This is a genomic window from Enterococcus sp. AMC1086 (assembly GCF_058216575.1).
Genome location: NZ_CM177100.1, coordinates 2,280,144 through 2,306,639 on the forward strand (window position 1 = coordinate 2,280,144; position 26,496 = coordinate 2,306,639).

Below are 26,496 nucleotides of genomic sequence, written 5' to 3' on the forward strand. Positions count from 1 at the left end.
TAATAAGTAAACTATAACATACTTGCAATTTGTTTTGTCCGATCAAATATAGTATTAAGCTTCTTAAAACTTTTCTCAATATTATTTAAGATTTGTTTGTTGTTGTCCCACCAATCACGCTTCACTTTTCCAGCTTGACTGCCTATTTTCTCTGGACTTGTAGAGCCTTGATACAGTACAGTTACATTGTTCACTTCAGACGGTTTTTGTACTTTCGGATTGCCGTCAGTGATGATAAAAGCCTGTTCCCCTGTTTTTTTATCGTTCACTACTTTTGATACATAGCCTATAGATTTTTTCCCTTTATTAATCGTTACTTCATCATTAACCGTCCAATTTTTGTATTCTTGTTCTGCAATGAGTTTACGTTCTTCATCTGTAAAATTAGTCATATTCTACTCCTTTAACTAAATCTGATAAATTTTCTGACAAACCAATACCGCCAACCTCCACAATATTTGAATGATTATTTAAATCAAATTTAGCAACAAGCTTATCATCTTTATTAATAATCACATCAAACATAATAGCACCCATAGGATTATGTTCAATACTTTCATAATCTATTTCGTACGACCTGATTACTCCTTTTGGCGTTAAAGCCTTTGAATCTAAATTCTTTAACCCCATTTCTATTTCCTTTTTTGCTTGTCCACTTTTCACCACATTGACCATTTCATCATGAAACCTCTTGTTATCCATATACACTTTTCCTCCTATTCCTATAACAATCAATAAACATACTCCTAAAATAGAATAAAACGTCCTTTTTTTTATTTTTTTCACCTCAGAGAGTGCTAGTTCCTTCTCTTTTGTATCATTTTTCATCTAAGACACCTCAAAATCATTTTTATTAAGTAAACTATAACATACTTGTCATTTGGTTGACGGATAAAGTAGGGGATTAATTTTTCTCGCTGTTACGTAAGATTGGCTTATTGTTATCCCACCAATCACGCTTCACTTCTCCAACTTGACTGCCTATTTTCTCTGGAATTGTATAGCCTTGATACAACGCAGTTAGGTTATTCACTTCAGAATGATAAAATTGTACAAAAAAAAGGATGGAACATCTCCATCCTAAAACATTCTATCTCCTCCCTCTAAAAACTCTTCATCTCACCAAACGGCAAAAGCTGCATCGTCACTTTCCCAATCACATTCTCTTGTGCAATCAAACCATAATGCCGACTATCGGTCGCATACGGTCGATTATCCCCTAAAACTAAATAGTACCCCTTAGGAATCGCAACAGAAGAGGTCAACGTTCGATTCGTGAAATCTTCTGTATAATTTTTACCGTTGCGTTGGCTTTCATTGATTTCATCCATAATAAATTTTTCGTCTACTGGCTGGTCGTTCACGAAAAGTGTATCGTTCGTGTACGTAATTTTTTCATCTGGCAAACCAATGATTCGTCTAATTTGCGTGTTGCCATTGCCACTTTTAAAGGCAACTAAATCAAAGCGTTTGAGGTTCGTTGTTTTTTGAACAAGCACTTGATCTTTTTCGCGTAACGTCGGAATCATGCTAAAACCACGGACCGTCGCGATTGTCAGGAAAAAGGAACTGATGAAAAGCATTAACACGACACCCAAACTTATGGCCATGATAAGTTCTTTGAGATAGCTTCTAACACGTTGTTTTTTACGTTTAGACTTTTTATTAAGGTTTGGTCTTTTTTTGTTTTTCGTGCTTTTTGCTGATACTTTTTTGGAAGGACGTTTTTTTCGTTTGGTTGTTGGCTTTTTTTTCTGTTTGATTGTGTGCTTTGGTTTTTTCTCCATAAGAAATCACTCACTCGGATTACTTTTCTTCTTTAAAGGCGGATTCATTCACTTTGTAATAGTCAAATGTTTGTTTTTCATAGTCTTGTGCTTTCTTGATGTCTGCTAAAAAACTATCGACCAATTCTTGGTTGCCAAAGAAGTTTTTGGTTTGCGTACTGGCATTCATCCCTAATTGTTTAACTGAATTATAGTACCGATTCAAGGTAATTTGTCCTTCTTCTGAATTGACGTCACTTGCTTTTTTCGTCCCATAGCTTGCCATAGAGGTGGCTAAGTAACGAAGGTTTTTTTGTAATTTTTCTTCCTCATCACTTTTATCACGAGCTATAATCAGCTGGTCTTCAAAATCCCGCAAAAGATAGTAGCCTTTTACAACCGAATCTGAATCCTCCGTTGTTAAATTCATCGACTGATAATAAGAAAGATACGACATCCCACCAGCTAAAACAACTGTCACAAATGCCATCACCCAAAATAAGCGTACGCTCTTTTTTTTCTGTTTTATCAACTGCTGCTTTTTTCGTGCGATTTTTCTATTTTTCTTTTTATTTTTAAATTTCTTATTTGGAAGTTTTTTTAGCAGACTACGTTTATGAAAAAACTGTACTAAAAAATAGCCTGACCCTAGGAGCGCAACAATTGACAGTGCTATCCCTATGATGAAAATCCAATCTAAAACAGACATACACTACAGCTCCTATACTTTCCTAATCCTTTTTCTTACTGATTTTCCCATTAGATGAACCTTGTTGTTTCTTCTTTTTACGTTCTTTTTTTAAGGCTAATTCTTTTTCTTGTTTTTTCTTATTACGTATACGAATAATCACGAAAATAAGGATGATTAAGGCTAAAATACCTACAACGATCAGGGCGATCAATTTCCAGTCTAGTCCTTTTTCTTGCACTAAACCAACATCTCGCTCGTTGAATTTGTTGGCATCTTTATCTGAAATATTGAAGTCTTTGGTCCATTTCCATTTTTTATCACCAGAGGTCACGAGAATGTTCGCTACATAATTTCCTGCAACCATCCGCTCACCATTCATACTGACAGGAAAGTCAATAAAAGAATTTGGTGCCATTCTCATTGCGGTTTGTTTACGCTCATATAAAACAGTCTCTTTACCTTTCTCTGTGATTTGAACTTCAGCCGTCATATTATCTAAATATGCTGCCATCACATTAGAGTAATTCACAAAAATAGCATTGCGATAATTGCTTTGACCCGCTTTCACACTGTTCAATTCTAAATCTGGGGCAATAGTTTTTTCTGATTCTTGTAGCACAACACCAATCACATAAGCATATTGATTAACGATTTTTGAGCCTCCTTCATTAGGAGAGGTGCCATTTTGATTTGCTCTCATCAACTGGATACCACCAGCAATCACCCCATCAAAACTTGTTTCTGGCATTTGAATGGTCAAATCAAGATTTTTTGTTTCTCCCGGTGCTAACTCAACTGATTCTGGTCCAGTGACAATATCGGTAAAATTAAATTGTACGGACGGATCGTTTTTAATTGTTGATTCACCGTATTCAATCACACCGTTTTGGTTTGTCTTTGCCCCGTTCAATTTAACATCGATCGTTACTTTTTCAGTACCAGGATTGCTTAATGTGATAGAAATCTGCTGATTTTTACCTGGGTCCATTTTTAATTTAAAGTAGCCTAAATCTTTTTTTACTTGATTATCAGGATACGTAATACTGTAAGTAAACCCTGTAACACCTGCTGGATTCTTATCAGCGGAATAGCTAGGAACTGCTTTTAAAAAGAAGAGCCCAATAACCACGACACTCAAGAAAATACTCACCCATTGTTTTCTAGATACTATATGTGATTTCATAACTAACCTCGTTTATTCTAAAGTATTTTTTCTATGTACGCAGAGGAACAAGTTAAACTTGTTCCTCTGCAAAATTCGAAGATCGTGCTTATGCTTCTGGATTTTCTTCTTCAGCAGGTGCAGCAGTAATTTTCCAAGTTACAGTAGCAGTGTAATCCGCTACAGCCATATTTGAAGCAGTTGCTGCTGGAACAGTTAATTTAACAGATTCTGCATCCGTTCCTGGCGTTCCATTTTGTGACGTTGAACTTTGGCCAAATTCTAAGATGTGACGGCCTTTTCCTTCTTTTTTATCTTTGTCAGCTACAACGACCGTTTTTGCATCGTTTGCAGCTTCTGTTAATTGGAAACCAGTTTGAACGTTTGAAGGAACAGCATTTGTGTTATCTCCTTGCGCTGCAGCAAGTCCATTGCTAAAGTCAATTGTTGAACCAGTCAACACATTTGTTCCTGAAGTGAATTGTTGTGTTAATTGCGCTGTGATTGTATAACCGAATACGCCTCCGGCACGAACGTCAGCCCATTGTACATAAGCACCACGTTTTGTTGTTCCACCGTTAAATGTCATTGGTTTTGCAAAGCTAGTTACAGCATTGGCAGATGTTTCAATAGAGCCAAAATCTAAATCAGTTGTTTTTTCAATAACTAATGATCCTTGTTCTGTGTTTGTATTTTCATCTGGTGATTCTGGATCTGGCGTTGGTAATACCTCACCTGGATTTTCTGGATCGATTGTTTCAGATTCGCCACCACCAGCAGTACCTTCTGTAACTGTTACTTTACCTTCTGAAGTTAATTCAGTTGGTGCTGCGAATGCAGGTGTTGCCGCTCCTAGAACTGTTACTCCTAAAATTGCTACTAATGTTGATGCACAAAGACTTCTTGCTTTCATATTGTTGTTCCTCCTAATTGTTTGTGTGTTATTTATTAAGGCAACTTGGCTAAAATCCAAGTTATCTCCGTTTGGTATTCTACCGGATGAATCTTCGTTGCTCCCGGTATACTTAGTGTGATTGCTGAATTGCTATACACTGGTTTAGTATAAATACTGTCTATCACTGGTTTTCCTGCTTGATCTACGACAGGTGTCAGTGTTACAGGTTGCTTGCTAGAATTGGTATCTGATGCGCCAAATGCAATAGTCCAAACACCTTTACCGCTGCCTGCTCTGGCAGTTGCGACTTCATAGGCTGAACCAATCGAATTTAAGGCAATCGTTTCTCGCATCACGGTAGGCGCTTCACTCGTACCGCTGGAATTGGCCCAGCCTTTATCTAGTGAAAGAACCGCACCTTTTAAATCCTGCTCATTCGTTTCTTGAATAATAGAATTCGTAAACTGATAGTTTTGTTTGACTTGTAGGGTCCAACCGGACGATTCTGCTTGTTGATCGGTAATTTGAATGTAGCTCCCTCTAGGACCAGTTTCACCAAAGAACTGCTGCGCAAGAGCGTGATAATCACGTCCATTTTTAGAAATCTTGCTTTCACCAAAATCAAGAGCAGAAACATAGTCAATACGAAGGGGGCCTTTGGTTGAAGGACTATCCCCTGGATCAACAACATCACCTGGGTTTTCAGGATCAACAGGATTGGTCACCACACTTCCTTTGATACTGACTGAGCCTGATTGATCAAGCATCTCAGGAGCAGCTTGTGCAATGATGCCTGATTCAATGGCTAGAAACAAACTAGCGATTGATAACGACCAGATACCGACTTGTTTTAACTTCATTTTTGCTCCCCCTTTCTACGTTTTCGTAAAAAGAGAAGTAGTATCAATAGAAGTAAAATACCTATGCCGAAAATGCCGTAGTTTTTTATCAGCTCACCCATACTAGGAAGAATTTTCCCAGCTGGTTTCACTGTTGTACTCGGAGTTGTCGTTGTGGATGAACTTGGTTCAGTACTGGTAGATGAGTCAGATGGTTCTGTCGATTCTTCGTAAAACGAAATCTTACCGCCTCGATTGACTTGCCCACCTGTTCCTTCATTCGCACTTGCACTGCTTGAGTAGCTAAAGATGCCAATCAACACAACCAGAGAGCAGACGATTAATTTTATTGTTTTATGTTTCATTTTCCACTCTCCTTTATGGTTGTCCGGCCATGACTTTCCACATAATTACGCCGACATAATCTCCCGTATAAACCGTATCAGATGAATTAATTTGTAATTTTATACCGTCAGTATTTGCTGTTTTTCCCCAACTGTCACTGACATCAAAACTACCTGCTGTGCCCTTACTATTGCTGTAAACAACTTGTGCATTATCATTTAAAATTGTTTCTTTACCGCTTGTAACATAGCGTAGGGCATTGACTAATTCTTGACCGCTATTGTTTTTCATAGGTGTTGTCAATGTAGCCGTTAAGCGCCAACCATTTTTGGCATCTGCCCGAGTATCCGTGACCACTAGTTTCTGATCAAATTCTGGATCTTCTACTCGTTTAGTTGTCGCATTATAGGTTAGTGCCCCAAAGTCTAAAGAACTTGGTACTGAGGTCAAACTCAATACGCCTTGCAGCTTGTATTGGACTGTTAGTGCAGTATTATTCACTTTCACCGCAGTTTCATTCGTTGGTCGTTCCGCAATGTCATATCCTGCATTCGTTACATTCGTAAGTTGTGTAGTAACACTCTCTTCTTTTGTTAAGTCAATCGTGTCCCCGACTTGTGTATTTAGTTTAACGGTATAGCCAGATAACACTTGATTTGCTTCATTTAAGAATTCAACTGATAATACGGCATCTACATCAACTACTGTCACTTGGATCGTCGTTGTAATGTCTGTAGGCAATCCTGAATCAGCTGCTTTTACTGTTAAAGTGACAGGGTATGCTTTTGGTTGAAGTTCGCTCACATTATTTAAGCCGCCAAAGTCCGTTACCGTCACAAATGAAGTCAGATCTGTTTTGGTTCCATTTGCTAGTTTATAGGCTTCTGGCTTGCTATTCTGTAGGATATAATTCTTTAATTCTGTTTCTGATAGATTTCGAATATCTACATACGATGCCTCAAAATCAGAGCCTGAAACACCTGAAGCTTGGTCATAGACAACGAGCGTTGACTCAACTACTTTGGTATTCGGCGCTGGATTTCCATCAGCATCAACCGCCTGATCTGATACATTGATCTGTACCGTGTGAGTTCCTGGCGTATTAGCTGCTGTTTGTGCTGCCGTAGGATCTGTATAGGCATAATCAAAACCAGTATTGACAGGACTTGTATCACTAACATCTTTCACCATTTCTTTTGGTGCAGGTAAAGTATCACCTTTCGTCATGTAATAGGTCACCGGTGAAGCAGTAGGCGGTGTTTTATCCAAGACTGTTTGCGTGACTTCTTCGGCTTTTAGATTCGCAAATCCATAAGCATGAATGACACTTCCAGCGGTAAAATAATGACCTGCTGGTACGGTTACTGACCAATTGCCTGCCGCATCTGATTTCGTTGTAAAATTCGCACGATATTCAGCTGGTGTAGACATATCTTCTACGGGCGATTTTATGTTGTCGGTTGATGGATCAAACGCTGCCGTGATCGAGTTATTGACTGGTACATCCCAAATACGGATATAGGCATTTGGAATCGCATAGCCAGATACCGTTGTCGAACTGTTATTGCCACGATTATCGGTTGCAATGCTATGAATCGCAATATTTGGATCTGGTACTCGAGTAAAGAGAACCCGTTGTTGTCCTCTCGTTGTAAAATTCGCGTTGAATCTAGTTAACGTTTCATTTGTCATCGCATTAGATGCTGTGATCGTAGGATTAAAGCTACTTCCATAAGCTAATCGCATATTACTCATCGGAATATACTCATACGTATAACCACTATCGCCATCAGCTCCGCCAGCCACATTATTCAGTGACCATTGGAAGACATTTTGAACCGACATATCTAAGTTTCCTTGAGACCAAATCAACCCATTATTGGCAGATGTACCACTGGTTAATGCGCTATTTTTTTGAAGATTCACGCGTTTAGCATCTGAGAATTTAAAGGTTGATGACGCTCCACCCATTCGTAATAAATATTGCGTGATAGATGTGCTATCGCTTTGAATATCAAAAGAAGCATTCGGTTGAACGATAAAGGTTGAGTTATTTGCAACATAGAATAGATCAGTCGTGCTGGCACCCATGTTTACACCCTTAACATTTAAATTCCCTGAAACGTTGATCGAACCGCCATTCATATAGATCGGATTAAAGTTTATATTGTTGTTGCCCGTTCCAGAATAAGCATCTGTTTGAATATTCACCGTCGCATCTTTTCCAATATTTAACTCAGATGAAGCTGATCCTAGGTAGACCGCACCGCCATATGTCGCATGATGGTTTAAGATATCTACCGTGGAACCTTCCCCTACGGATAATGACCCACCTGAAATGTTCAAGTTGGTATTGTAGTATTCAGCTGCGGTTGTTTGATTGCCACGTTCCAGTTTAAGTTTGACATTTTTACCAATAGCAAAACTGCCGGATGGAATATACAGCACGTTCGAACCTAGAGAAGAAATGTAAACATCCGCATTATCTTCTACAACAGCTGTGGAAATGGCTAGACTTCCTTGTTGGTAGTTATTCACATTCCACGTACGAATTGTTGTCCCATCTTTTCTTACAGAAGTCCATGTACGTTGTTGTTCTAAATGGACTTTGTTTTTCAGCGTTAAATTGGTTTGTTGTGATTCTAAAAACTGTGTTCCATACCCAGTATAATTATCCATGGTCATTTTTCCGCCATTGGCACCATTGTTAAAAATCATCGCACCCCAGTAGTTACCATGATAAACCGTCATATTGCTAAATTGGATATCCCACGCTTTTGAACCATAATTATTGTAGGCTTGGAACGAAAAACAGAGCGAACCAAAATCGAGTGTGTAGTTGTTCCCATTGACTTTAACGGTCCTCGCATTTCCTTGTAATTGGAAATACATATGGGATTCTGCACCAGAAGCAATTCCAATCGATGTCGCCGTTGTCACATTTTGTGAGTAACGTAAATACGGACTGTAAATAAAATAACTAGATGAATAGGTTGGTGCAGTTGTGTAGATATCATTTAATAAGTCTACATTCGTTACCCAAGGATCATTTAGACCAATCGTGTACCCTAAAAAGTCTGTTACATTTCTCGTATTGGTAGCTGAATCGAGATCATAAGAAATATTCGCATTACTTCTAATCGTCCCCGTTAATCCATTCGTTGCACTTTCAGATGCCGTATACGATGATATATAAAATGGTCCAGAATAATTTGAAGAACTCATATTAATATTTTGGAATTTTAAATCCCAATAGCCAAAAATAGTTCCAGAATTTCCAGATACATAACTCGTTTGATTTAGAAAACCTATCGCTAAGTTACCAAAATTAAAGTCATGACCATTTCCATCTATTGTTAGTGAACGTGCAGTTGCATTTTTATTGATATACAAATAGACATTTTGAGCACTAGTTAAATCAACAGAACTGGTACTAAATAAATCATTATAGTTATTTAAGGTACCCGATAATGTAATATCATTTTGTATTGAAATGGTATTCACAGTGTTGTCAGCTATTGCCTCAACAAAACTTTGCCAATCTGTCACTTCTGCTGTACCGGCGGCTCGAGTGCTTAATGCCCTCGGTTGAGCGGAATCTACGCTATCAGGACTTTGGCTGTTGTTCATAGCCTTTTTCGATTCTTTTACCGAAAGTTTTAGCTCTTGTTGCGCAAAACTACCTACTTCATCTGTCAATATCAGTGAATAGTCGCCACTTTTTTCTGCTAATAATGCTAACTTTAGGGAAGATTGATCACTATTCACTGTGATTGTTAATGTCCGTGCTTCTTCATTCCAATTAAAAACAGGAAACTCTGCTTTTGGGTCTTCCTTTAAAAGTGTGGCTCTTTCTTCTGCTTCGTCAAATTTTATTCCTTCTGGTAGACGAACTTGCCACTCTTTTTTTTGCTCACTTGAATCGGTTGATAGATTACGCTCATCAAACTTTTTCAGCTCGTTTTCAGCCCTTGTATCAGAAATTTGTAAATGAAAAAATTCATTTGTATAGTGTTCATCTTCAATAGCCGTCAGCGAGATCGGTGATTTAGCAAAAATTTTAGTTGACGAAGAATACATCTGCGAAAACATAGCTAAAATAAGAATCGAAAGAATGGCTATGCTCATTCCAATTAATTGAAATTTTCTTTTCTTAATCATTTCATTCATTTTCCCTCCTGCCCCTTTAGTTTAAAAGAATGTTCTTAGCTTCTTCACCTCCTTCAAGCTTTATTCATACCAAGACGGTTTACTTGTTGATCTAGCGCCAGCTTGTATCCAATCGTTCGAACCGTTTTGATAAATTTAGGCGTGGTAGGATCTTCTTCTATTTTTCCTCTTAAATGGAACATGATATTACTCACTCGATACTCTTTTTTCTCAGCACTTTCATTTGACCAAATATGTTGGTATATTTCTTCATAAGTCAATGCTTTGTCATGTTTATCAATAAGGAGTTCCAGTACTTTAAATTCCAATTTAGTTAAGCTGATTTCGACTTTTCCTTCTCTTAAAACACTAAGATTTTCAGGAAGTAATTCTAGTAATGGCGCAGTTGATGAAGTAGTCTGCGAGTGTGTAGGATATTCCTTGTTTTCAATCCGTTTTAGGATATTTGAAAATTGTAAAACAAATTCTTCTTCATAAACAGAAACACCATCTGCATCTAGTTGTAGATAAATTTTCTTTTTTGTTTTTGCTTCTTCATCATTATCAATTAACAGCACCCAGATTAATTTATTTGATCTCATTCTTAATTCCAGAATATTTTTGCAAATACAAGCTAGATCAGTTACAGCTGATTCTTCAATAATAAATGCATCCATATTTGTTAGCTCAGAATCTACTTCTCCCACTTGTAAAAGTGTAACCTCATGACCTAAGCGCACAAATTTTTTGGTATAATCCAATACAGGTTGAGACGAATCTCGAAAAATACCGATAGTATACATTACAGGTACCTCCTACTAAATTTATATCCAGAACTAAACACTTCTCGTAGTGTGCATTCAAAAGTAAAATACTATTGAAAACTTTTTGATCTGAAATTTGTACTTGTCACGCTAATAGTAAAAATCGAAAAAATGAATATCTTGAAAGAATTAAGTTCAAGATATTTTTTCAATTCAACCAATTATTGCTCGTTTCCTGAAATGATTTGACGATTTTTGTGACGGCTAAAAAAGACACTCAGCATTTTGCTGAATGTCTTTCATACATTCATTATAAAGTTGTCTTTTCATCATAATTAAGCTGTTGATCAATCACCATCATTGCCGAGCGTCTAGTTTCCCACAAAGAATCCGTATAGATATCGAGTGTCATTTTGGTTGATGCATGTCCTAAGATTTTACTCAATGTAGCAATATCAATACCTGATTCAACACATCTAGTTGCAAAAGTATGACGCAATGCGTGAAAGTGAATTGGACCTATTTTAGATTCTTCCACTAATTTTTTAAAACGGTAATTAATGATACGTGGCTCTGTAAAACTGTTTTTACAGGAAATAACGAATAAACTGTTACTTTTTTGTTTTTTATTCATTAAATACCTTTTTAGATTTTTAGATATTGGTATGATACGTTCTCCATTAACTGACTTCGGTTTTCCTATAATAATCTCGGTCTTATGTGTTTCTGTTACTGAAGGAATTCTAGAAATTGTTCTTTTCACAAAAATTTTATTGTTTTTAAAATCGATATCCTCCCATTTTAACCCACTGATCTCTCCGATTCTCATCCCAGTATACAGGGCAATAATTTCTGCTGAGCACTCTTTTTTATATAAGGCAATTTGTTCTAATTTTTTTTGTTGATTTTTCTCTAAACTTTTTATTTCCGTTTTCGTTAATGCTGGTAAAAGTACTCCTTGGCAAGGGTTTTTTGAAATTTCGTTATCATTTACGGCTTTTTTTAGAGCACTTCTTAGCATGCTAACAATACTACGAATGGTGTTGGAAGAAAGTTCTGATAGATATAACGAATAAATAAATCTGTCTATATCAGCTGTTTTTAACTCAGATAATTGCTTATTTTTAAAAAATGGAGCAAGATGCCGTTTAATTCGTCCTCTATAATTTGAATAAGTAGAAGGCTTGATTCTATTTTTCATTAAAATAGTTAGCCAATAGTGTAGCCATTCATCTACCATCATTCCTTCTTGTACAGATGTTTCTCCATATATAAAATAGTCTGCATTTTTTTTTGATAATTTTTCTTTTGCTTCATTATATTGTTTTCCATAAACATATCCATAAATAATTCTACCTTCTTTATTCCGACCTTTCCTATAACGACCTTCCCAGCGTCCATCCTTTCGCTTATAGATATTTTCTCCTCTTTTTGACATTTTTTTCCTCCTAAATCATTTAAATTTGACGGTTTTTGACGGCTAAAAAATGAATTATACATATAAACATCTCTTTTCTAAACTAGATTTAATCAATAAAACAATTAAATATTATCAAATTTTTCTTTTTTTAAATAAAAATTTGATAATAAAAATATATTTTTCTACTAGACTAATTAAAAATAATAGAATATAATTATATAAGTAATTAATTCCACTCTTTTGATTGCATATAATAAAGAATAAAAATATCTTGAACTTAATTCTTTCAAGATATTTAAAAAATACATAAAAAGTTAAATGTATGAACATTAGCTATATATAAAAAAAGGTAGTTTGAAAAATAAAATTTTTCAAACTACCTTTTGTGTTGATGTAAATTTACTTACTTCTGTACTATTATAAAAATTCAATTTTTCTTTGTTATTTTTTACATTTACACTAACTACCCATAGGTTTTCTACTATATTCGAAGTCAACGTTTTACCTTTTCATTTAAATAGTTAAGTTGAATAATAATTGAATACCATATATCATTAGTAGTTCTATTTTCTTTTTTCCCTTAGTGTTCTTTTAGTTATATCTACATTTTCACAGCAATTATCCTTAACCTACGATAATCCGCTTCCCAATGATCTTCTTTCCACAAACTGGGGGTCAAATCTCGCTCCATATTCTCAAGTATCCTTTCTTTCTGATTTCTAGACAATTCCCCCAACTCTTCAGTATAAAACTGTTCCATCCACTCTCTCAAACCAGCTTTACCACCTTTAAGTGTTGTCGGCCGTTCATATTCTAAAATCTCTATAACTTCAAAATGATTTTTTTCAAGCAACATCCGATAATCCGAAAGCGAAGTAAAACAAAACGGCTCCTCAAAAGATGCACCTAAGGCATTTAATTCACGCCCAAAAGCTTCTCTAATCAGCTGAACATTCCCAACTGCACCAAACTCACAAATCAACTGACCATTTTCATTTAAATGCTCATTGATATTTTTCAATAACAAATTTTGATCAGGAATCCAATGAAAAACGGCATTTGAAAAAGCTACATCATACATTTCAATTTGATCAGTTGGATATAATATATCTTCCTGTAAAAATGTCAAATCAGGATAGCTTTCTCTTGCTTGATTGATCATATTTACTGATTGGTCGATCCCTGTCACTTCATGCCCAAGTTGTGCAATTTGATTCGTCAATTCTCCCGTTCCACACCCAATATCCAAGACTTTACTTTGTTCTTTAGGCAGTAATTTCAACAAACCAGCACCATATTTAAAAACAAAATCATGTGTCGTATTATATTTTTTCGCATTCCATTCCATAGATTTCACTCTCCTAGCGATATAATGAAAAGAAGCTACACCTAAATCATTCATCGATGCAGCACTCTTAGGATTTCTTATTGCCAATAAGCTGGAATCTTCGCTTCATAAGCCGCGATCTCATCATCATGCGTCAAACTAATGGCAATGTCATCCAACCCATTCACCAATTTATGCTTCCATGTGCTATCAATTTCAAAAGAATACGTCCCATTCAGCGTGATAACTTGTTGTTCAGGCAAATCGATCGTAATTGTCTCATCCGCCCTAAGATTTGACAGTGCATCCAACTCATCATAGTTCAATACAATCGGTAATAGTCCATTTTTCGTGGCATTCATATAAAAAATATCACTAAAACTTCCAGCAATAACAGCTCTAAATCCATAATCATCCAGCGCCCAAGCTGCATGCTCTCTCGACGAACCTGAACCAAAGTTATCACCAGAAATCAAAATGGTCGCCTCTTTATATTGCGGTTCATTCAAGACAAATTCTGGATTGGGTGTACGGTCTGGCAAATAACGCCATTCGTCAAATAAAAACTCGCCAAAACCTGTTTTTTCAATTCGTTTTAGGAATGATTTTGGAATGATCTGATCGGTATCGATATTGTCATTCATTAGTGGGACTGTGGTCCCTGTATGTTGTGTAAATGCCTCCATTATGCCAAAAGCTCCTCTCTAATGTCTCTAAATGTCCCTTCAATCGCAGCAGTTGCTGCCATCGCTGGGCTGCAAAGATGGGTTCTTGCCCCTTTGCCTTGACGTCCTTCAAAATTTCGGTTAGATGTTGAAGCACAATGAACGCCAGCTGGAACTTGATCTGGGTTCATGCCCAGACACATCGAACAACCTGGTTCACGCCATTCAAATCCTGCTTCAGTGAAGATTTTATCCAAACCAATTTTTTCAGCTGCTTTTCTTACAGGTCTTGAACCTGGCACTACGATTGCGGTGATGCCATCTTTGACTTTTTTGCCCTTTACGATGCGCGCCGCTTCTTCTAAATCAGATAGACGGCCGTTGGTACATGAGCCGATAAAAACGTAGCCGATTTCGATATCTGAAGGACGTTGTCCTGGTTTTAGATCCATGTAGTTATAAGCACGTTCGTCGTTCATATCTTTGATTTCAGGGAATGTTCCTGTGATCGGAATACCCATCTCTGGATTTGTGCCCCATGTAATGAAGGGAACCAATTCTTCCGCGTTCAATTCTAGGTCTACATCATAGGTTGCATCTGGGTCGCTTGGTAGTTTTTTCCAATCAGCGATTGCCGCAGCCATATCTTCTGGTGCATATTCTCTGCCGCGAACGTATTCAAAGGTTTTTTCATCTGGCGCCATCATGCCCATTTTTGCACCGCCTTCGATGGCCATATTACAGATGGTCATGCGTTCTTCCATCGTTAGGTTTTCAATCGTTTCACCATAAAATTCAACCGCATGTCCGACCCCAAAATCAACGCCATATTTTGCAATCAACGCTAGAATAATATCCTTAGCATATACGCCTTTCGCTAGCTTTCCAGTGATTTTAACTCCCATTGATTTTGGTTTATTTTGCCAAATACATTGTGTAGCAAAAACATGCTCCACTTCACTTGTACCAATTCCAAATGCCAACGCTCCAAATGCGCCATGTGTAGCCGTATGTGAATCCCCACAAACGATAATTTTCCCTGGCTGTGTCAATCCTGTTTCGGGTCCTACCATATGCACGATTCCTTGACGGTCACTGCCGTTATCACAAAGGGTCACGCCGAATTCTTCACAGTTTTTCTGCAACGCTTCGATTTGTTTTTTTGCTACTAAATCTGTGATATTAAAAATATCTTGGGTCGGAACATTATGATCCATCGTGCCGAAGGTTCTGTCTGGTCGGCGGACTTTTCTACCAGCTTCTCTTAGTCCTTCAAATGCTTGTGGTGAAGTTACTTCATGGATCAGATGAAGATTGACGTATAATAGTTGTGGTTCGCCAGCGACGCCTGATACCACATGTTGTTCCCATAGTTTATCAAATAGTGTTTTTCCCATGTTACACACCTCTCAATTCTGTTATTACAGCTTCTGTAAAATCTGTTGTTGTCGCTTTACCACCTAAATCTGTCGTTAGAATGCCTTGATTCATGACACAATCACAAGCCTCTTCAATTTTCTTCGCTGCACTTTCCAAGCCAAACGATTGACGTAACATCATCGCAGTCGATAAGATCATTGACATTGGATTCGCACTATTTTGGTTAGCGATATCTGGTGCTGAACCGTGGATCGGTTCGTATAATGATGGACCCGATTCGCTGTGACTAGCACTTGGCATCATGCCGAGTGACCCTGGAATTACTGACGCTTCGTCACTTAGGATATCACCAAATAGATTTTCTGTGACAATCACATCAAAGGCTTTTGGTTTTTGGATCATGACCATTGCTGCTGAATCGACTAATTGGTGTTCTAAGATACAATCTGGAAATTCTTGTGCAACTTCTTCCGCAGTTTGACGCCATAATTTGCTTGTAGCTAGTACATTGGCTTTATCAACTGATGTAACTTTTTTATTTCTAGTACGAGCGATTTCAAAAGCTTTTCTGATAATGCGTTGGATCTCAGCTTTTGAATAGGTACATAGATCTGAGGCTTCTGTTTGCCCTAGTTGTTTTTCGCCAAAGTAGATACCGCCTGTTAGTTCACGAACGACCACAAAATCAACACCTCGAACGTTTTCTTCTTTTAATGGAGATAAATGAACCACTGCATCAGGCACCGAAATCGGGCGGATATTCGCAAAAAGTCCTAAGGCTTTTCTTAACCCAAGTAAGCCTTGTTCGGGACGTTTTGGAGCATTATCCCATTTGGGACCGCCGATTGCACCAAGTAAGATTGCATTGGCTTTTTCGCAAGCTTTTAAGGTTTTTTCAGGTAAGGGATCTCCTTGTTCATCGATACCCGCGCCGCCAAAGGCAAAACGTTCAATATCAAAATCGAGATTATCCTGCACCATGATTTCAGCTAAAATTTTTAGCGCGCTATCCATGATTTCGGCTCCGATACCGTCCCCTGGTAATGCTACGATTCGTTTGCTCATTATACTTTCCCCACTTCTTTTTGAAATTGTTCACTGGCTCTTACATAAGCTTTTGCAGAGGCTTGTAAGACATCAAAATCGATGCCGATGCCATTGAATTGTTTGTTATTTTCGATATCTGCTAAGGTTACATGAACTTCTGCTTGGGCATCTTCACCACCTGTGATGGCTTTGATGTAATACTCTTGCAGCTCTGGTTTTTGGACAAATATTTTATCGATCGAGTTATAGATTGCTTGGATACTACCAGAGCCGATCGCTGATTCTGTTTTACTTTCATCTGTTCCTGTATTGATAGAAACGATCGCTCCTTGGCTACCATCAGAAACATATTGTAATTGAACACGTTCTAAGCGATAATCTTCACTACATTCTTGGGATTGTCCTACCATCAGTGCAATCAAATCTTCTTCTGTCACTTGTTTCTTTTTATCTGCTAGTGATTTGAAGCGTTTGAAGGCATCTTTTAGTTCTTCTTCCGTTAATTGGTAGCCAAGAGCCTCCATTTTAGTCGCAAACGCATGTCGACCAGAAAGTTTTCCTAATGGCAATGAGTTTTCATTTACTCCAACAAGTGATGGTGTGATGATTTCGTAGGTATCCGGATTTTTCAGCACGCCATCTTGATGGATGCCTGATTCATGAGCGTATGCATTCGCTCCAATAATTGCTTTGTTTCTTGGAATTGCGACACCCGATAAGCGGCTGACGAGATCGCTCGTTCTTTTAGTTTCGTTCAAAGTAATATTGCTTTTAGCTTCGTAAAAATCTTTTCTGATATAGAGTGCCAAGGCAACTTCTTCAAGTGCGGTATTGCCTGCTCGTTCGCCGATACCGTTGATCGTTCCTTCTACTCGGCGAGCACCATTCTCAATAGCTGCTAAGGCATTGGCCGTCGCCATTCCTAGGTCATCATGACAATGAGAAGAGAAAATGATTTCTTGGTCGCTTTGAATATTTTCAATCAAAAATTTGAATAATGCGCCGTATTCTGTTGGATTGGAATAACCTACTGTATCAGGAACATTAATAATCGTTGCTCCCGCATCAATGGCGGTTTGGACCGCTTTTAGTAGAAATTGTTTGTCTGTTCTGGTTGCATCTTCTGGTGAAAACTGGACCTTCTCGAATTTGCTTTTAGCGTAGCTAACGTGCTCTTTAATAGAAGTAATCACTTCATCTGGTGTCATTTTTAGTTTAAATTCCATGTGAACTGGGCTTGTTGCTAGGAAGACATGGATTTGTGGGTGCTTGGCATTTTGCAAGGCTTCATACGCACGATCAATGTCAGTTTTTTGACAACGTGCCAGACCTGCGACGGTCATTTTTTCAGCATTTTCTGCGATCGCTTTGACTGCTTCAAAGTCACCAACAGATGCGATCGGAAATCCTGCTTCAATCGTATCAATGCCCCATTTTTCCAGTTGTTTGGCGATTTGAACTTTTTCTTTGGTATTGAAATTTACGCCTGGTGTTTGTTCACCATCTCTTAGAGTGGTGTCAAAGAATTGGATATTTTTCATTTTTCATACGTCCCTTCAAAATTCTTCATTTTTTAATGATTAGGTTAAATAAAACGAATAAGACTTCTCTCTTCGTTCGCCAAGTATTGCGCAACATCAGCTCTGCAAGCAGTCGCTGTGTTTTGCAACAAAAAAGCACCCCACGATATGGGATGCTTCGTCATCCCGTTCATGCAATGCGAAAACAGGACTCTCAACGTCTGATAAGAAAAAGCTGTGTCTCAGCTAGTTTCTAGAAATCAGTGTGATGAGTCCTTCGATAATAATAAGAATGTAATTGTCGTTGTCTGCTTGTTCATCATCTTCAACATCCTTTATTGTCAGAATTTTTGAATAATTCAAACTATAGTGTTAAAGATACAGAACTTTTTAATTAAAGTCAATAGTTTTATGAGATTTTTTTTAAGAAAAAGGGTGAGAACGGTCTGTTTACTTCCTAGAGATTTCAGTTTTTTTCTGAAGGAATCGCTTCTGTTATCACCCTTTGTTTCTTTATCGACTATTTTTTATAGTTTATCCAATGCTTGTTCTAAGTCAGCTAAGATATCCGTGATGTTCTCGATCCCGATCGATAAGCGAATCAATTCTGGTGCTGTTCCTGAGGCTTTTAGTTCTTCTTCACTCAACTGTGAATGTGTGGTGGATGCTGGATGAATGATCAATGATTTTGCATCACCGACATTTGCTAATAATGAAAATAATTCTACATGATCGATCAAAGTCTTCCCTGCTTCAGCTCCGCCTTTTACGCCAAAAGTAAAAACTGAACCAGCTCCTTTTGGTAAATATTTTTCTGCTAATCCATGGTATTTATTGTTAGGTAACCCTGGATAATTGATCCATTCAACTTTCGGGTGCTTGTTTAAAAATTCCGCTACAGCCTGTGCATTTTCTACATGTCGTTCTAAACGTAAAGACAAGGTCTCTAAACCTAAAATCAATAAGAAACTATTGAATGGCGAAATCGCCGCACCTGTATCTCTTAATAAAGAAACCCGTAAGCGCGTAATATAAGCTGCCGCGCCAATATCTTTAGTATAGGATAATCCATGATAACTAGGATCTGGATCAACTAATTTGGGGAATTTACCATTAGCCCAATTGAACTTACCTGAATCAATGATGACTCCCCCTAAAGCAACACCATGCCCTCCAATAAATTTTGTTGCGGAATACACAACGATATCGGCGCCAAAGTCAAACGGACGGTTTAAATATGCTGTTGCAAAGGTATTATCGACGATCAAGGGCAGCTCATGTTTATGTGCGATTTCAGCGATGGCTTCTAAATCTGCTACATTTGTGATTGGATTTCCAATTGTTTCTACAAAAATCGCTTTGGTATTTTCTTTGATGGCTTCTTCAAAATTACTTAACTGATCTGGATCAACAAAAGTTGTCGTGATCCCGAACTCTGGTAGTGTATGAGCGAATAAATTGAATGTTCCGCCGTACAACGTAGAAGCTGAAACGATATGATCCCCACTACTTGCGAGATTCTGGATCGCATATGTAACAGCCGCGGTACCTGAAGCGACCGCAACCGCTCCAACACCACCTTCTAATTCATTCAAACGATCTTCCAACACTGCTGTGGTGGGATTGGTGATACGAGTATAGATATTTCCAGATTTGGCTAATGCGAATTTTTCTGCTGCGTCTTGTGTATCGTCAAAAGTGTAGGATGTTGTTTGGTAAATGGGTACTGCTCTAGAATTAGTCTCTTTATCTGGTTTATGTCCGCCGTGAATTTGGATCGTTTCAAATTGATAGTTCGTGTTTGTCATTATGCTTCATTCCTTTTCTATTTTTTATTCTATTTATCTTTTTTACGTTTTCGATGCACATGTCCCCTTCGTGCATAATGACCACCTCCTTTGATTATTCTCATTAAAAAGAAACTAAAAAAGCCGCCCCCTACCAGCATTATGCTAGTAAAGGGCGACTATCGCGGTACCACCTTTATTGGAAATTATTTCCATCTCGATCCAAACGTTGAATTTCTTCTTGATTCGGTGCCTGGCTAACGGTGGCTGCCGTAAAAATCAACTTGACTTTTCCTCTCCAAGATCATTTTCCACAAGTGTTCACTACTTTCTTTCACCAAACGAAAGCTCTCTAGTTCTAGCTAAAAACTTCAGATAATCAGCTAGTTTACAATGTCGGCTTGTGTACTCTTCTTTTCAATGAGTTTTATTATTGAAATTAATATTAGATTATACTCATTTATTTGTCAACGTTTTTTTCTTTTATTCTCATTTTTTTATAAATATTTCTTATTAACGGAGTGTCCTATTTCTCTTTCTAGTCTTTTTTTATTATAATTAGGAAAATTGGAGGTCGATTTAATGTCAACAAATAATAAAAAAGTGGAAATACTCTTATCTTATCTCTCGGAAATCCACACTAAAAGTTTATCTTTATATGATCTAGTTACTAGCCGCCCGCGTCCTGAAGATACTCGTATTCTTTTGAATATCAACGAAGTATTTACTTACTATCATAGCGTGCGCGTTTTTTACTACAGTAACAATGAACTGGCTGGTTCAGACGTACATCCTTTTTTTAAAGCGTTTGAAGATTTTTATTTTGAGTTAAAACAAGTCTTTTTTCTTGAAGATGAAGATAGCATCCTACTCTATAGTAAATTAACTGCGATGAAAGATTGTTTTGAGCAGTTGACGAATGATTTTAATGTTTTATAATAGAGTAGACAACAGGTAAAGAAGGTGCCCAAATGGATCAAAGCGAAGTTGTAGATCGCTTGCGCGAAGAGTTGGATATTCCATTTTTTAATGGAACAATCAAAGAACGTGAATACACAGAAGTCGAATACCAAAAGATCAAAGCAGATCTTATACAGTATTTTGATGATTATGTTCGTAATGTAGAAAATTAATACGAATCATTGCGGTGTGGTTTTTTAAGTCTAAAGTAGAACATAACTGTTCTATTTTAGACTTTTTTATAGTGCTAAGTTGATTATCTCTTTCTATTTATACAGTAATAAAATAACTTCAATTATTTAAAAATATAAATAATTATCATATAGTAATAAAATGATATTATAAATCAAAATAAAAAAACCATCGGCTGAAAAGGCCGATGGAAAAGGAGTATTACTCAATAAGAGTAAAATGAAAAATAAAAAGGTTGTTGTTGGTATGAATATATAATACAATACCTTTTTTTATTTGTCTACTAAAAATAACGTTAAAATGAAATGAAATATCACTTTTTTTTGTCATTTTTTCTATTTATTTTTTTATTTTTTCAATAAAAGATTACTCATTCGCGTAATTGCAAATGAAATATCATCTGTTGCTTTGTCTTGCTTTTCTTCAGAGTTGTTAAATGACTCAACATCTATTCCTTTTTCTGGATCTAATGATAAAATCATTTCATTACATCCAGCTAAATATTCGATATATGAACGTTCGAATTTTTTATGAATTCCCATTACACGAGCCGGTGGACGTAATTGTGTTACTTTTTCAAGCATTAATGTGTATTCTTTGGTTCCATCTTGAAAGACATTTTTTATTTCTATGATTCTTTCTGGTGCTAACTCAGAAGCCTTGCCTTCATCGATTGCTTTACGTACTTCTTCGTAATAGTCGTTCATCTTTTCGCCAACTTCTTCTGTCTCTTTTACAATATCATTGATTTTTTGAACATAATAGCCTAAATTTGGTTTCACTATCTTTCCTACTTTCTTTTAGTAATCACTCAATTTTACACTTTTTCATAGGTGCATGACAAGAGGAATCTATAAAAGTATGTTTTTCTACTAATTTTTCGATGAAAAAAGATGAGGCTAGAACATAACTTGCAGCGTTATGTTCTAGCCTTAAAGAATCTGAATAAATGGTAGAAGTAAAAGCAACTCCTTCGGAAATAAGTTGACAGTCACAAAAATTTGAAGAGACTTTCCATGAACTCCTGCTTATTTCTTGGGCTTAAATACCTCTGTCTTAGACTTATTTACACCTTAGTTGATTTCGTCACTTGTATTAATGATTTTAGAAACCATGCCATAATCTTTTGCTTCGTCAGCAGACATCCAGAAATTGCGGTCTGTATCTTTTGCGATTTTTTCGTAAGTTTGACCTGTCGCTTCAGCAATCAGACGATTCACACGTTCACGCATGCGGATGATTTCTTTTGCTTCTATCTGGATCTCTGTGCTTTGTCCTTGGACGCCGCCTGCTGGTTGATGGATCATATAGCGAGTATTTGGTAAGCTATATCTATTCTTCGCTTCAGCAGCTAAGTAAATCGTAATGCCTGCACTTGCGACCCAACCTGTTCCAATCACGATCACTTCTGGTTTTACAAATTTGATCATATCATGAATTGTGTCACCAGCTTCAACGTGACCACCTTGACTATTAATGAAAATCTTGATTGGTTCATCTCCCATAGCTGCAAGTAAAAGTAATTGAGAAGTTACTTCACGAGCCAAGTCTTGATTGATTTCACCGTAAATCAAAATTGTCCGTTCTTCGAACAATTTTTTCATAAACGCATTTGGTTGTTGTTTGTCTTCTGTTTCTTCGTTTTCATCTAAATAGTTCATATCTGATAACCTCCATATTTTAAAGCTAAATCTCTCTATTAATAATACCGCAATCTGAGAATTTGTCCACTTTTTTGACTTGTTTTGACCTTAAAAAATAGGCATATCTTTTGCATCTAAAAAATATTCCCTTTACCATTTGATTAGGCTCTTCGTTGTATGAGCAATTTAAAGTAGAAAGAGGCGATTCGATGACAGAAAAAGTAGCAGTACTAGTAACTGATATGGTAGAAGATGTAGAATTAACCTCTCCTAAAGAAGCCTTGGAAAAAGCGGGTTATGAGGTCGTTCTCATTGAAAAAGAAGCGGGTAAACTAATCACAGGTAAAAAAGGAACTACCTTTACGATTGATGTTGCTATTGAAGATGTAACGCCTGATGATTTTGTTGCCTTACTGATTCCTGGCGGCTTTTCTCCAGATCAACTTCGCGCAGATCAACGTTTTGTCGATTTCACTAAATATTTTTTAGAAAATGATTTACCACTTTTTGCGATTTGCCACGGACCACAATTATTTATTCAAACTGGTTTAACTGAGGGACGGACCTTGACTTCCTACATTACTGTTCAACCAGATTTAGCTTATGCAGGTGGTACTATCAAGGATGAGTCTGTTGTAATTGATAAGAATCTTATCACTAGCCGTACTCCAGATGATTTACCGGATTTCGAAAAAGCGATTGTTACCCATTTAACTACTTAAATTTATTCCTTTTCAAAAAAACACAAGTGAGCGTCCATTAAGATGCTCACTTGTGTTTTTTATACCTTAAAACTAGTTTTAGCTTTTACCCATTCTACGTTGAATAAACTTCACGATTTCAACGATCGGAATAATCGCAAATGATGTTCCAGCAACGATTGCCCATTGGTAACTATCTAAAGAAGTTACGCTAAACAAGTCGTTGAATCCTGGTATTAGAATCGTTGCTGCTAATAATAGGAACGAAACTAATATTGCCCAGTTAAATGATTTATTTCTGAATAATCCAACTTTAAAGATTGACTGATAAATAGATTTCACGTTGAAAGCATGGAACAATTGAATCAAACCTAATGTTGCAAATGCCATTGTTAAGGCATCCCCATGTTGTAAATCGTATAATGCCGCTGCAGATAAGTTTGGCATATTAGCTGCCGTATGTGCAGGGAATTCAATCGCCATTTTATATACGATCAAAGTCAACGCACCTTGTGTGATCCCTTGGTAAATCACACTGCTCAAGACACCGCCAGAGAAGAAGTTGGATTTCTTGCCGCGAGGTGCATGGCTCATTACATCACGTTCAGCAGGTTCTACACCCAAAGCGATTGCTGGGAATGTATCCGTTACTAAGTTGATCCATAATAAGTGAACAGGTAATAATGTATCCCATGCTAACATTGTTGCGATAAACAAGGTCAATACTTCTCCTAAGTTGGCAGAAAGCAGATATTGAATCGTTTTTTGGATATTTGAGAAAACTTTACGTCCTTCTTCAACAGCTACGATAATTGTTGAAAAGTTATCATCTGCTAAGACCATATCAGAAGCCCCTTTTGATACTTCTGTACCCGTAATCCCCATCCCAATACCGATATCAGCTGCTTTCAAGGCAGGTGCATCATTCACGCCGTCTCCTGTCATCGCTACAACTTTACCTTCTTGCTGCCAAGCTTTAACGATACGAACTTTGTGCTCTGGCGAAACACGTGCATAAACCGAATAATGTTCAACAACTTTTGCAAATGCTTCATCAGATAATTCATTTAATTCTGCACCAGTGATCACTGCGTCGTCGTCACCTTCTTTGATGATGCCAAGACGAGCTGCGATTGCTTCTGCTGTATCTCTGTGATCACCTGTGATCATGATTGGACGAATACCAGCTTCTCTCGCTACTTTCACTGCTTCTGCTGCTTCTTTACGTTCTGGATCGATCATGCCGACAAGACCTGCAAAGACTAAATCTTTTTCCACTAAATCAGAATCCATTTCAGCCGGAACTGCATCAACAATTTTATAAGCCATTCCTAAAACACGTAGCGCTTGTTTTGCCATTTTCGTATTATTTATTAGAATATCTTGGCGTCCTGATTCATCTAACGTCGTTGTTTGACCATTTAATAAGACTTCATTACAACGTTTTAGTAATTCATCTGGTGCTCCTTTTACTGCCACTAGGAACTTACCATCCGCCAATTGGTGAACAGTTGTCATCAATTTACGATCTGAATCAAATGGAATTTCTGCTACACGAGGTTCAGCTAGAACTTTTTCTGTTACGTTGAAATCATGATCTAAACCATACTGTACAAGAGCCGTTTCAGTTGGATCACCGATCAAAGAACCATCTTGCGCAATTTTTGTATCATTTGTATAGGTCATGATTTTTAAGGCCATATTATCCATTGAGACTGCGTCCGTTGCAGGTGCTACTTTGTTGTCTGTGTAAAGAGCTTCGACCGTCATTTGGTTTAATGTTAGCGTCCCAGTTTTATCTGAACAGATAATATCTGTGCTACCCAATGTTTCGACTGCAGGTAGTTTACGGACGATCGCATTTTTCTTCGCCATTTTTTGCGTACCTAACGCTAAAATGATCGTCACGATTGCTGGTAAGCCTTCTGGAATTGCTGCTACGGCTAATGAGATGGATGTCAATAACATATCGATCCATGTACGGCCATTCATCATACCGACCACAAACATTACCGCTGCGATCACTAATATGGCGATCGTCAACATTTTACCTAATTGGTTTAAGTTTTGTTTTAATGGTGTTTCTGTTTCTTTTTCGTTCGCTAACATGCCAGCGATTTTACCAACTTCTGTATTCATACCCGTTCCAACTACCACACCGATCCCACGGCCGTAAGTAACATTACTGTTGGAATATGCCATATTGATTCTATCACCGATACCGATATCTTCAGCGGTACCTTCTAAAATAATTGCTTCTTTTTCAACAGGCACTGATTCACCCGTTAGAGCTGCTTCTTCGATTTTTAGACTTGCTGCTTCCAATAAACGTAAATCTGCTGGAACAACATCTCCAGCTTCTAATAACACGATATCACCTGGTACTAATTCATCACTTTTGACAGCGATCACATGACCATCACGACGAATATTTGCGTTTGGTGACGACATTTCTTTTAATGCTTCGATGGCTTGCTCTGCTTTGGCTTCTTGGATCACACCGAAGATTGCATTCAAAATGACTACAAGTAAAATAATGATGGAATCAACAAAATCACCTGAAAAAACTGCTGAAATCACTGCAGCAAACAGCAACACGATGATCATGAAATCTTTGAACTGTTCAAAGAATTTAACAACGATCGATTTCTTTTTTCCTTCATCTAATGCATTGGCACCATAACTTTCCAATCTTTTTTTAGCTTCTTGATCCGTTAATCCTTCGACTGTCGTATCAAACTTTTGTAAGACCTCTTCATCTGACTGCGTATAAAATGCTTCAGATAGTTGAACCTTTTTTTCTTCTGACATGTTCTTCCTCCTCTGTAATTTGCAGCTACTTAAATCTATTTTACTTCATTATGACGAAACGAACACCTTTTTGAACTTATTGGTTCGTTAGCAAAACGAAAAAAAATAGACCTCTGTATGCTAAATAGAACATACATAAGTCTCACCGTTTAAGACAACACCAGAAATTTCTTTCGGAGTTGGTGATGTTGCCGCAGCTTGTGCCGCCAGTTACTCCCTCATGAAATAATAGATTGGCGACAGATTACTTATCCTTCACCAGTTATTATTGATAAATTGATTATACCTGTTCTTTTAGTGTTTTTCAAATAAAATCGTATTGATTTTCTGAAAATCTCTTGTTTAGCAAAAAAGAGTGGTTTTGTTAAATATGGTTTCTTTGAATTTTTTATGATCTATAATGACTTCTGACTTTTTACACCTCTAACTGAT

Annotated in this window: 24 protein-coding genes and 1 other annotated feature; of the genes, 3 read left to right on the forward strand and 21 right to left on the reverse strand. The window is 37.2% G+C overall.

From position 1 onward, the window contains the following. Nucleotides 1-11 precede the first annotated feature (11 nt). The 18 genes from AC4BC4_RS10740 to AC4BC4_RS10825 all read right to left on the reverse strand — a co-directional run bounded on the left by AC4BC4_RS10740 (nt 12) and on the right by AC4BC4_RS10825 (nt 19,778). Nucleotides 12-392, reverse strand: a complete 381-nt coding sequence (locus AC4BC4_RS10740; protein WP_490475676.1) for a hypothetical protein — start codon at nt 390-392, stop codon at nt 12-14. After that, nucleotides 385-828: a DUF1310 family protein gene (locus AC4BC4_RS10745; RefSeq protein ID WP_490475677.1), complete on the reverse strand. Its 444-nt coding sequence runs from the start codon at nt 826-828 to the stop codon at nt 385-387. The genes AC4BC4_RS10740 and AC4BC4_RS10745 overlap by 8 nt, the downstream gene beginning before the upstream one ends. A 76-nt stretch (nt 829-904) precedes the next feature. Next, nucleotides 905-1,033 (reverse strand): hypothetical protein, encoded by a 129-nt coding sequence (locus AC4BC4_RS10750; RefSeq protein WP_490475678.1) that lies wholly within the window; start codon nt 1,031-1,033, stop codon nt 905-907. 70 nt (nt 1,034-1,103) lie between these two features. Beyond that, on the reverse strand, nt 1,104-1,787 hold the full coding sequence (gene lepB, locus AC4BC4_RS10755) for a signal peptidase I (protein ID WP_490475679.1): 684 nt from the start codon (nt 1,785-1,787) through the stop codon (nt 1,104-1,106). A 19-nt stretch (nt 1,788-1,806) separates the two neighbouring features. Then, nucleotides 1,807-2,475 (reverse strand): hypothetical protein, encoded by a 669-nt coding sequence (locus AC4BC4_RS10760; protein ID WP_490475680.1) that lies wholly within the window; start codon nt 2,473-2,475, stop codon nt 1,807-1,809. 22 nt (nt 2,476-2,497) lie between these two features. After that, nucleotides 2,498-3,640: a WxLIP family cell surface protein gene (locus AC4BC4_RS10765; protein WP_490475681.1), complete on the reverse strand. Its 1,143-nt coding sequence runs from the start codon at nt 3,638-3,640 to the stop codon at nt 2,498-2,500. An 88-nt stretch (nt 3,641-3,728) separates the two neighbouring features. Beyond that, nucleotides 3,729-4,532: a WxL domain-containing protein gene (locus AC4BC4_RS10770; RefSeq protein ID WP_438756786.1), complete on the reverse strand. Its 804-nt coding sequence runs from the start codon at nt 4,530-4,532 to the stop codon at nt 3,729-3,731. A 35-nt stretch (nt 4,533-4,567) separates the two neighbouring features. After that, on the reverse strand, nt 4,568-5,374 hold the full coding sequence (locus AC4BC4_RS10775) for a WxL domain-containing protein (protein WP_490475682.1): 807 nt from the start codon (nt 5,372-5,374) through the stop codon (nt 4,568-4,570). Continuing rightward, nucleotides 5,371-5,718 carry an EF2685/EF0750 family sortase-dependent surface protein gene (locus tag AC4BC4_RS10780; protein WP_438756788.1) on the reverse strand — a complete coding sequence of 116 codons (348 nt, stop codon included), beginning with the start codon at nt 5,716-5,718 and terminating at the stop codon, nt 5,371-5,373. Before AC4BC4_RS10780 ends, AC4BC4_RS10775 begins: the two co-directional genes overlap by 4 nt. 13 nt (nt 5,719-5,731) lie before the next feature. Further along, nucleotides 5,732-9,868 carry a pectate lyase-like adhesive domain-containing protein gene (locus AC4BC4_RS10785; RefSeq protein ID WP_490475683.1) on the reverse strand — a complete coding sequence of 1,379 codons (4,137 nt, stop codon included), beginning with the start codon at nt 9,866-9,868 and terminating at the stop codon, nt 5,732-5,734. 53 nt (nt 9,869-9,921) lie between these two features. Further along, on the reverse strand, nt 9,922-10,650 hold the full coding sequence (locus AC4BC4_RS10790) for a winged helix-turn-helix domain-containing protein (RefSeq protein ID WP_438756790.1): 729 nt from the start codon (nt 10,648-10,650) through the stop codon (nt 9,922-9,924). Between the two features lie 271 nt (nt 10,651-10,921). Then, nucleotides 10,922-12,049 carry a tyrosine-type recombinase/integrase gene (locus AC4BC4_RS10795; protein ID WP_490475684.1) on the reverse strand — a complete coding sequence of 376 codons (1,128 nt, stop codon included), beginning with the start codon at nt 12,047-12,049 and terminating at the stop codon, nt 10,922-10,924. A gap of 583 nt (nt 12,050-12,632) precedes the next feature. Continuing rightward, nucleotides 12,633-13,379: a class I SAM-dependent methyltransferase gene (locus AC4BC4_RS10800; RefSeq protein ID WP_438756792.1), complete on the reverse strand. Its 747-nt coding sequence runs from the start codon at nt 13,377-13,379 to the stop codon at nt 12,633-12,635. A 77-nt stretch (nt 13,380-13,456) separates the two neighbouring features. Next, on the reverse strand, nt 13,457-14,044 hold the full coding sequence (leuD, locus tag AC4BC4_RS10805; RefSeq protein ID WP_490475685.1) for a 3-isopropylmalate dehydratase small subunit: 588 nt from the start codon (nt 14,042-14,044) through the stop codon (nt 13,457-13,459). After that, nucleotides 14,044-15,420 (reverse strand): 3-isopropylmalate dehydratase large subunit, encoded by a 1,377-nt coding sequence (gene leuC / locus AC4BC4_RS10810; RefSeq protein WP_438756794.1) that lies wholly within the window; start codon nt 15,418-15,420, stop codon nt 14,044-14,046. Before leuC ends, leuD begins: the two co-directional genes overlap by 1 nt. Before the next feature lies 1 nt (nt 15,421). Then, on the reverse strand, nt 15,422-16,468 hold the full coding sequence (leuB, locus tag AC4BC4_RS10815; protein WP_490475686.1) for a 3-isopropylmalate dehydrogenase: 1,047 nt from the start codon (nt 16,466-16,468) through the stop codon (nt 15,422-15,424). Further along, nucleotides 16,468-17,991 carry a 2-isopropylmalate synthase gene (locus tag AC4BC4_RS10820; RefSeq protein ID WP_490475687.1) on the reverse strand — a complete coding sequence of 508 codons (1,524 nt, stop codon included), beginning with the start codon at nt 17,989-17,991 and terminating at the stop codon, nt 16,468-16,470. The genes leuB and AC4BC4_RS10820 overlap by 1 nt, the downstream gene beginning before the upstream one ends. 506 nt (nt 17,992-18,497) lie before the next feature. Continuing rightward, entirely contained in the window at nt 18,498-19,778 is a 1,281-nt protein-coding gene (locus tag AC4BC4_RS10825; RefSeq protein ID WP_490475688.1) for an O-acetylhomoserine aminocarboxypropyltransferase/cysteine synthase family protein, read from the reverse strand. 147 nt (nt 19,779-19,925) lie between these two features. After that, nucleotides 19,926-20,187: a binding site (T-box leader), on the reverse strand. Between the two features lie 152 nt (nt 20,188-20,339). Between AC4BC4_RS10825 and AC4BC4_RS10830 the strand changes: the two genes are divergently transcribed. Next, nucleotides 20,340-20,696, forward strand: a complete 357-nt coding sequence (locus AC4BC4_RS10830) for a hypothetical protein (protein ID WP_490475689.1) — start codon at nt 20,340-20,342, stop codon at nt 20,694-20,696. Nucleotides 20,697-20,728: 32 nt separating this feature from the next. Beyond that, nucleotides 20,729-20,890 (forward strand): hypothetical protein, encoded by a 162-nt coding sequence (locus AC4BC4_RS10835; RefSeq protein WP_438756799.1) that lies wholly within the window; start codon nt 20,729-20,731, stop codon nt 20,888-20,890. 366 nt (nt 20,891-21,256) lie between these two features. Here the strand turns inward: AC4BC4_RS10835 and AC4BC4_RS10840 are convergent, their stop codons facing one another. Further along, nucleotides 21,257-21,691, reverse strand: a complete 435-nt coding sequence (locus tag AC4BC4_RS10840) for a hypothetical protein (RefSeq protein WP_438756800.1) — start codon at nt 21,689-21,691, stop codon at nt 21,257-21,259. 291 nt (nt 21,692-21,982) lie between these two features. Then, entirely contained in the window at nt 21,983-22,570 is a 588-nt protein-coding gene (locus AC4BC4_RS10845; protein ID WP_438756801.1) for an ATP-dependent Clp protease proteolytic subunit, read from the reverse strand. Between the two features lie 191 nt (nt 22,571-22,761). Here AC4BC4_RS10845 and AC4BC4_RS10850 point away from each other — a divergent pair, with 191 nt between their 5' ends. After that, a complete protein-coding gene (locus AC4BC4_RS10850; protein WP_490475690.1) occupies nt 22,762-23,274 on the forward strand; it encodes a type 1 glutamine amidotransferase domain-containing protein in 513 nt (170 codons plus the stop codon). A gap of 78 nt (nt 23,275-23,352) precedes the next feature. On the opposite strand, the gene AC4BC4_RS10855 is transcribed toward AC4BC4_RS10850, so the two are convergent. Next, nucleotides 23,353-26,064 (reverse strand): cation-translocating P-type ATPase, encoded by a 2,712-nt coding sequence (locus AC4BC4_RS10855; RefSeq protein WP_490475691.1) that lies wholly within the window; start codon nt 26,062-26,064, stop codon nt 23,353-23,355. Nucleotides 26,065-26,496: the final 432 nt, after the last annotated feature.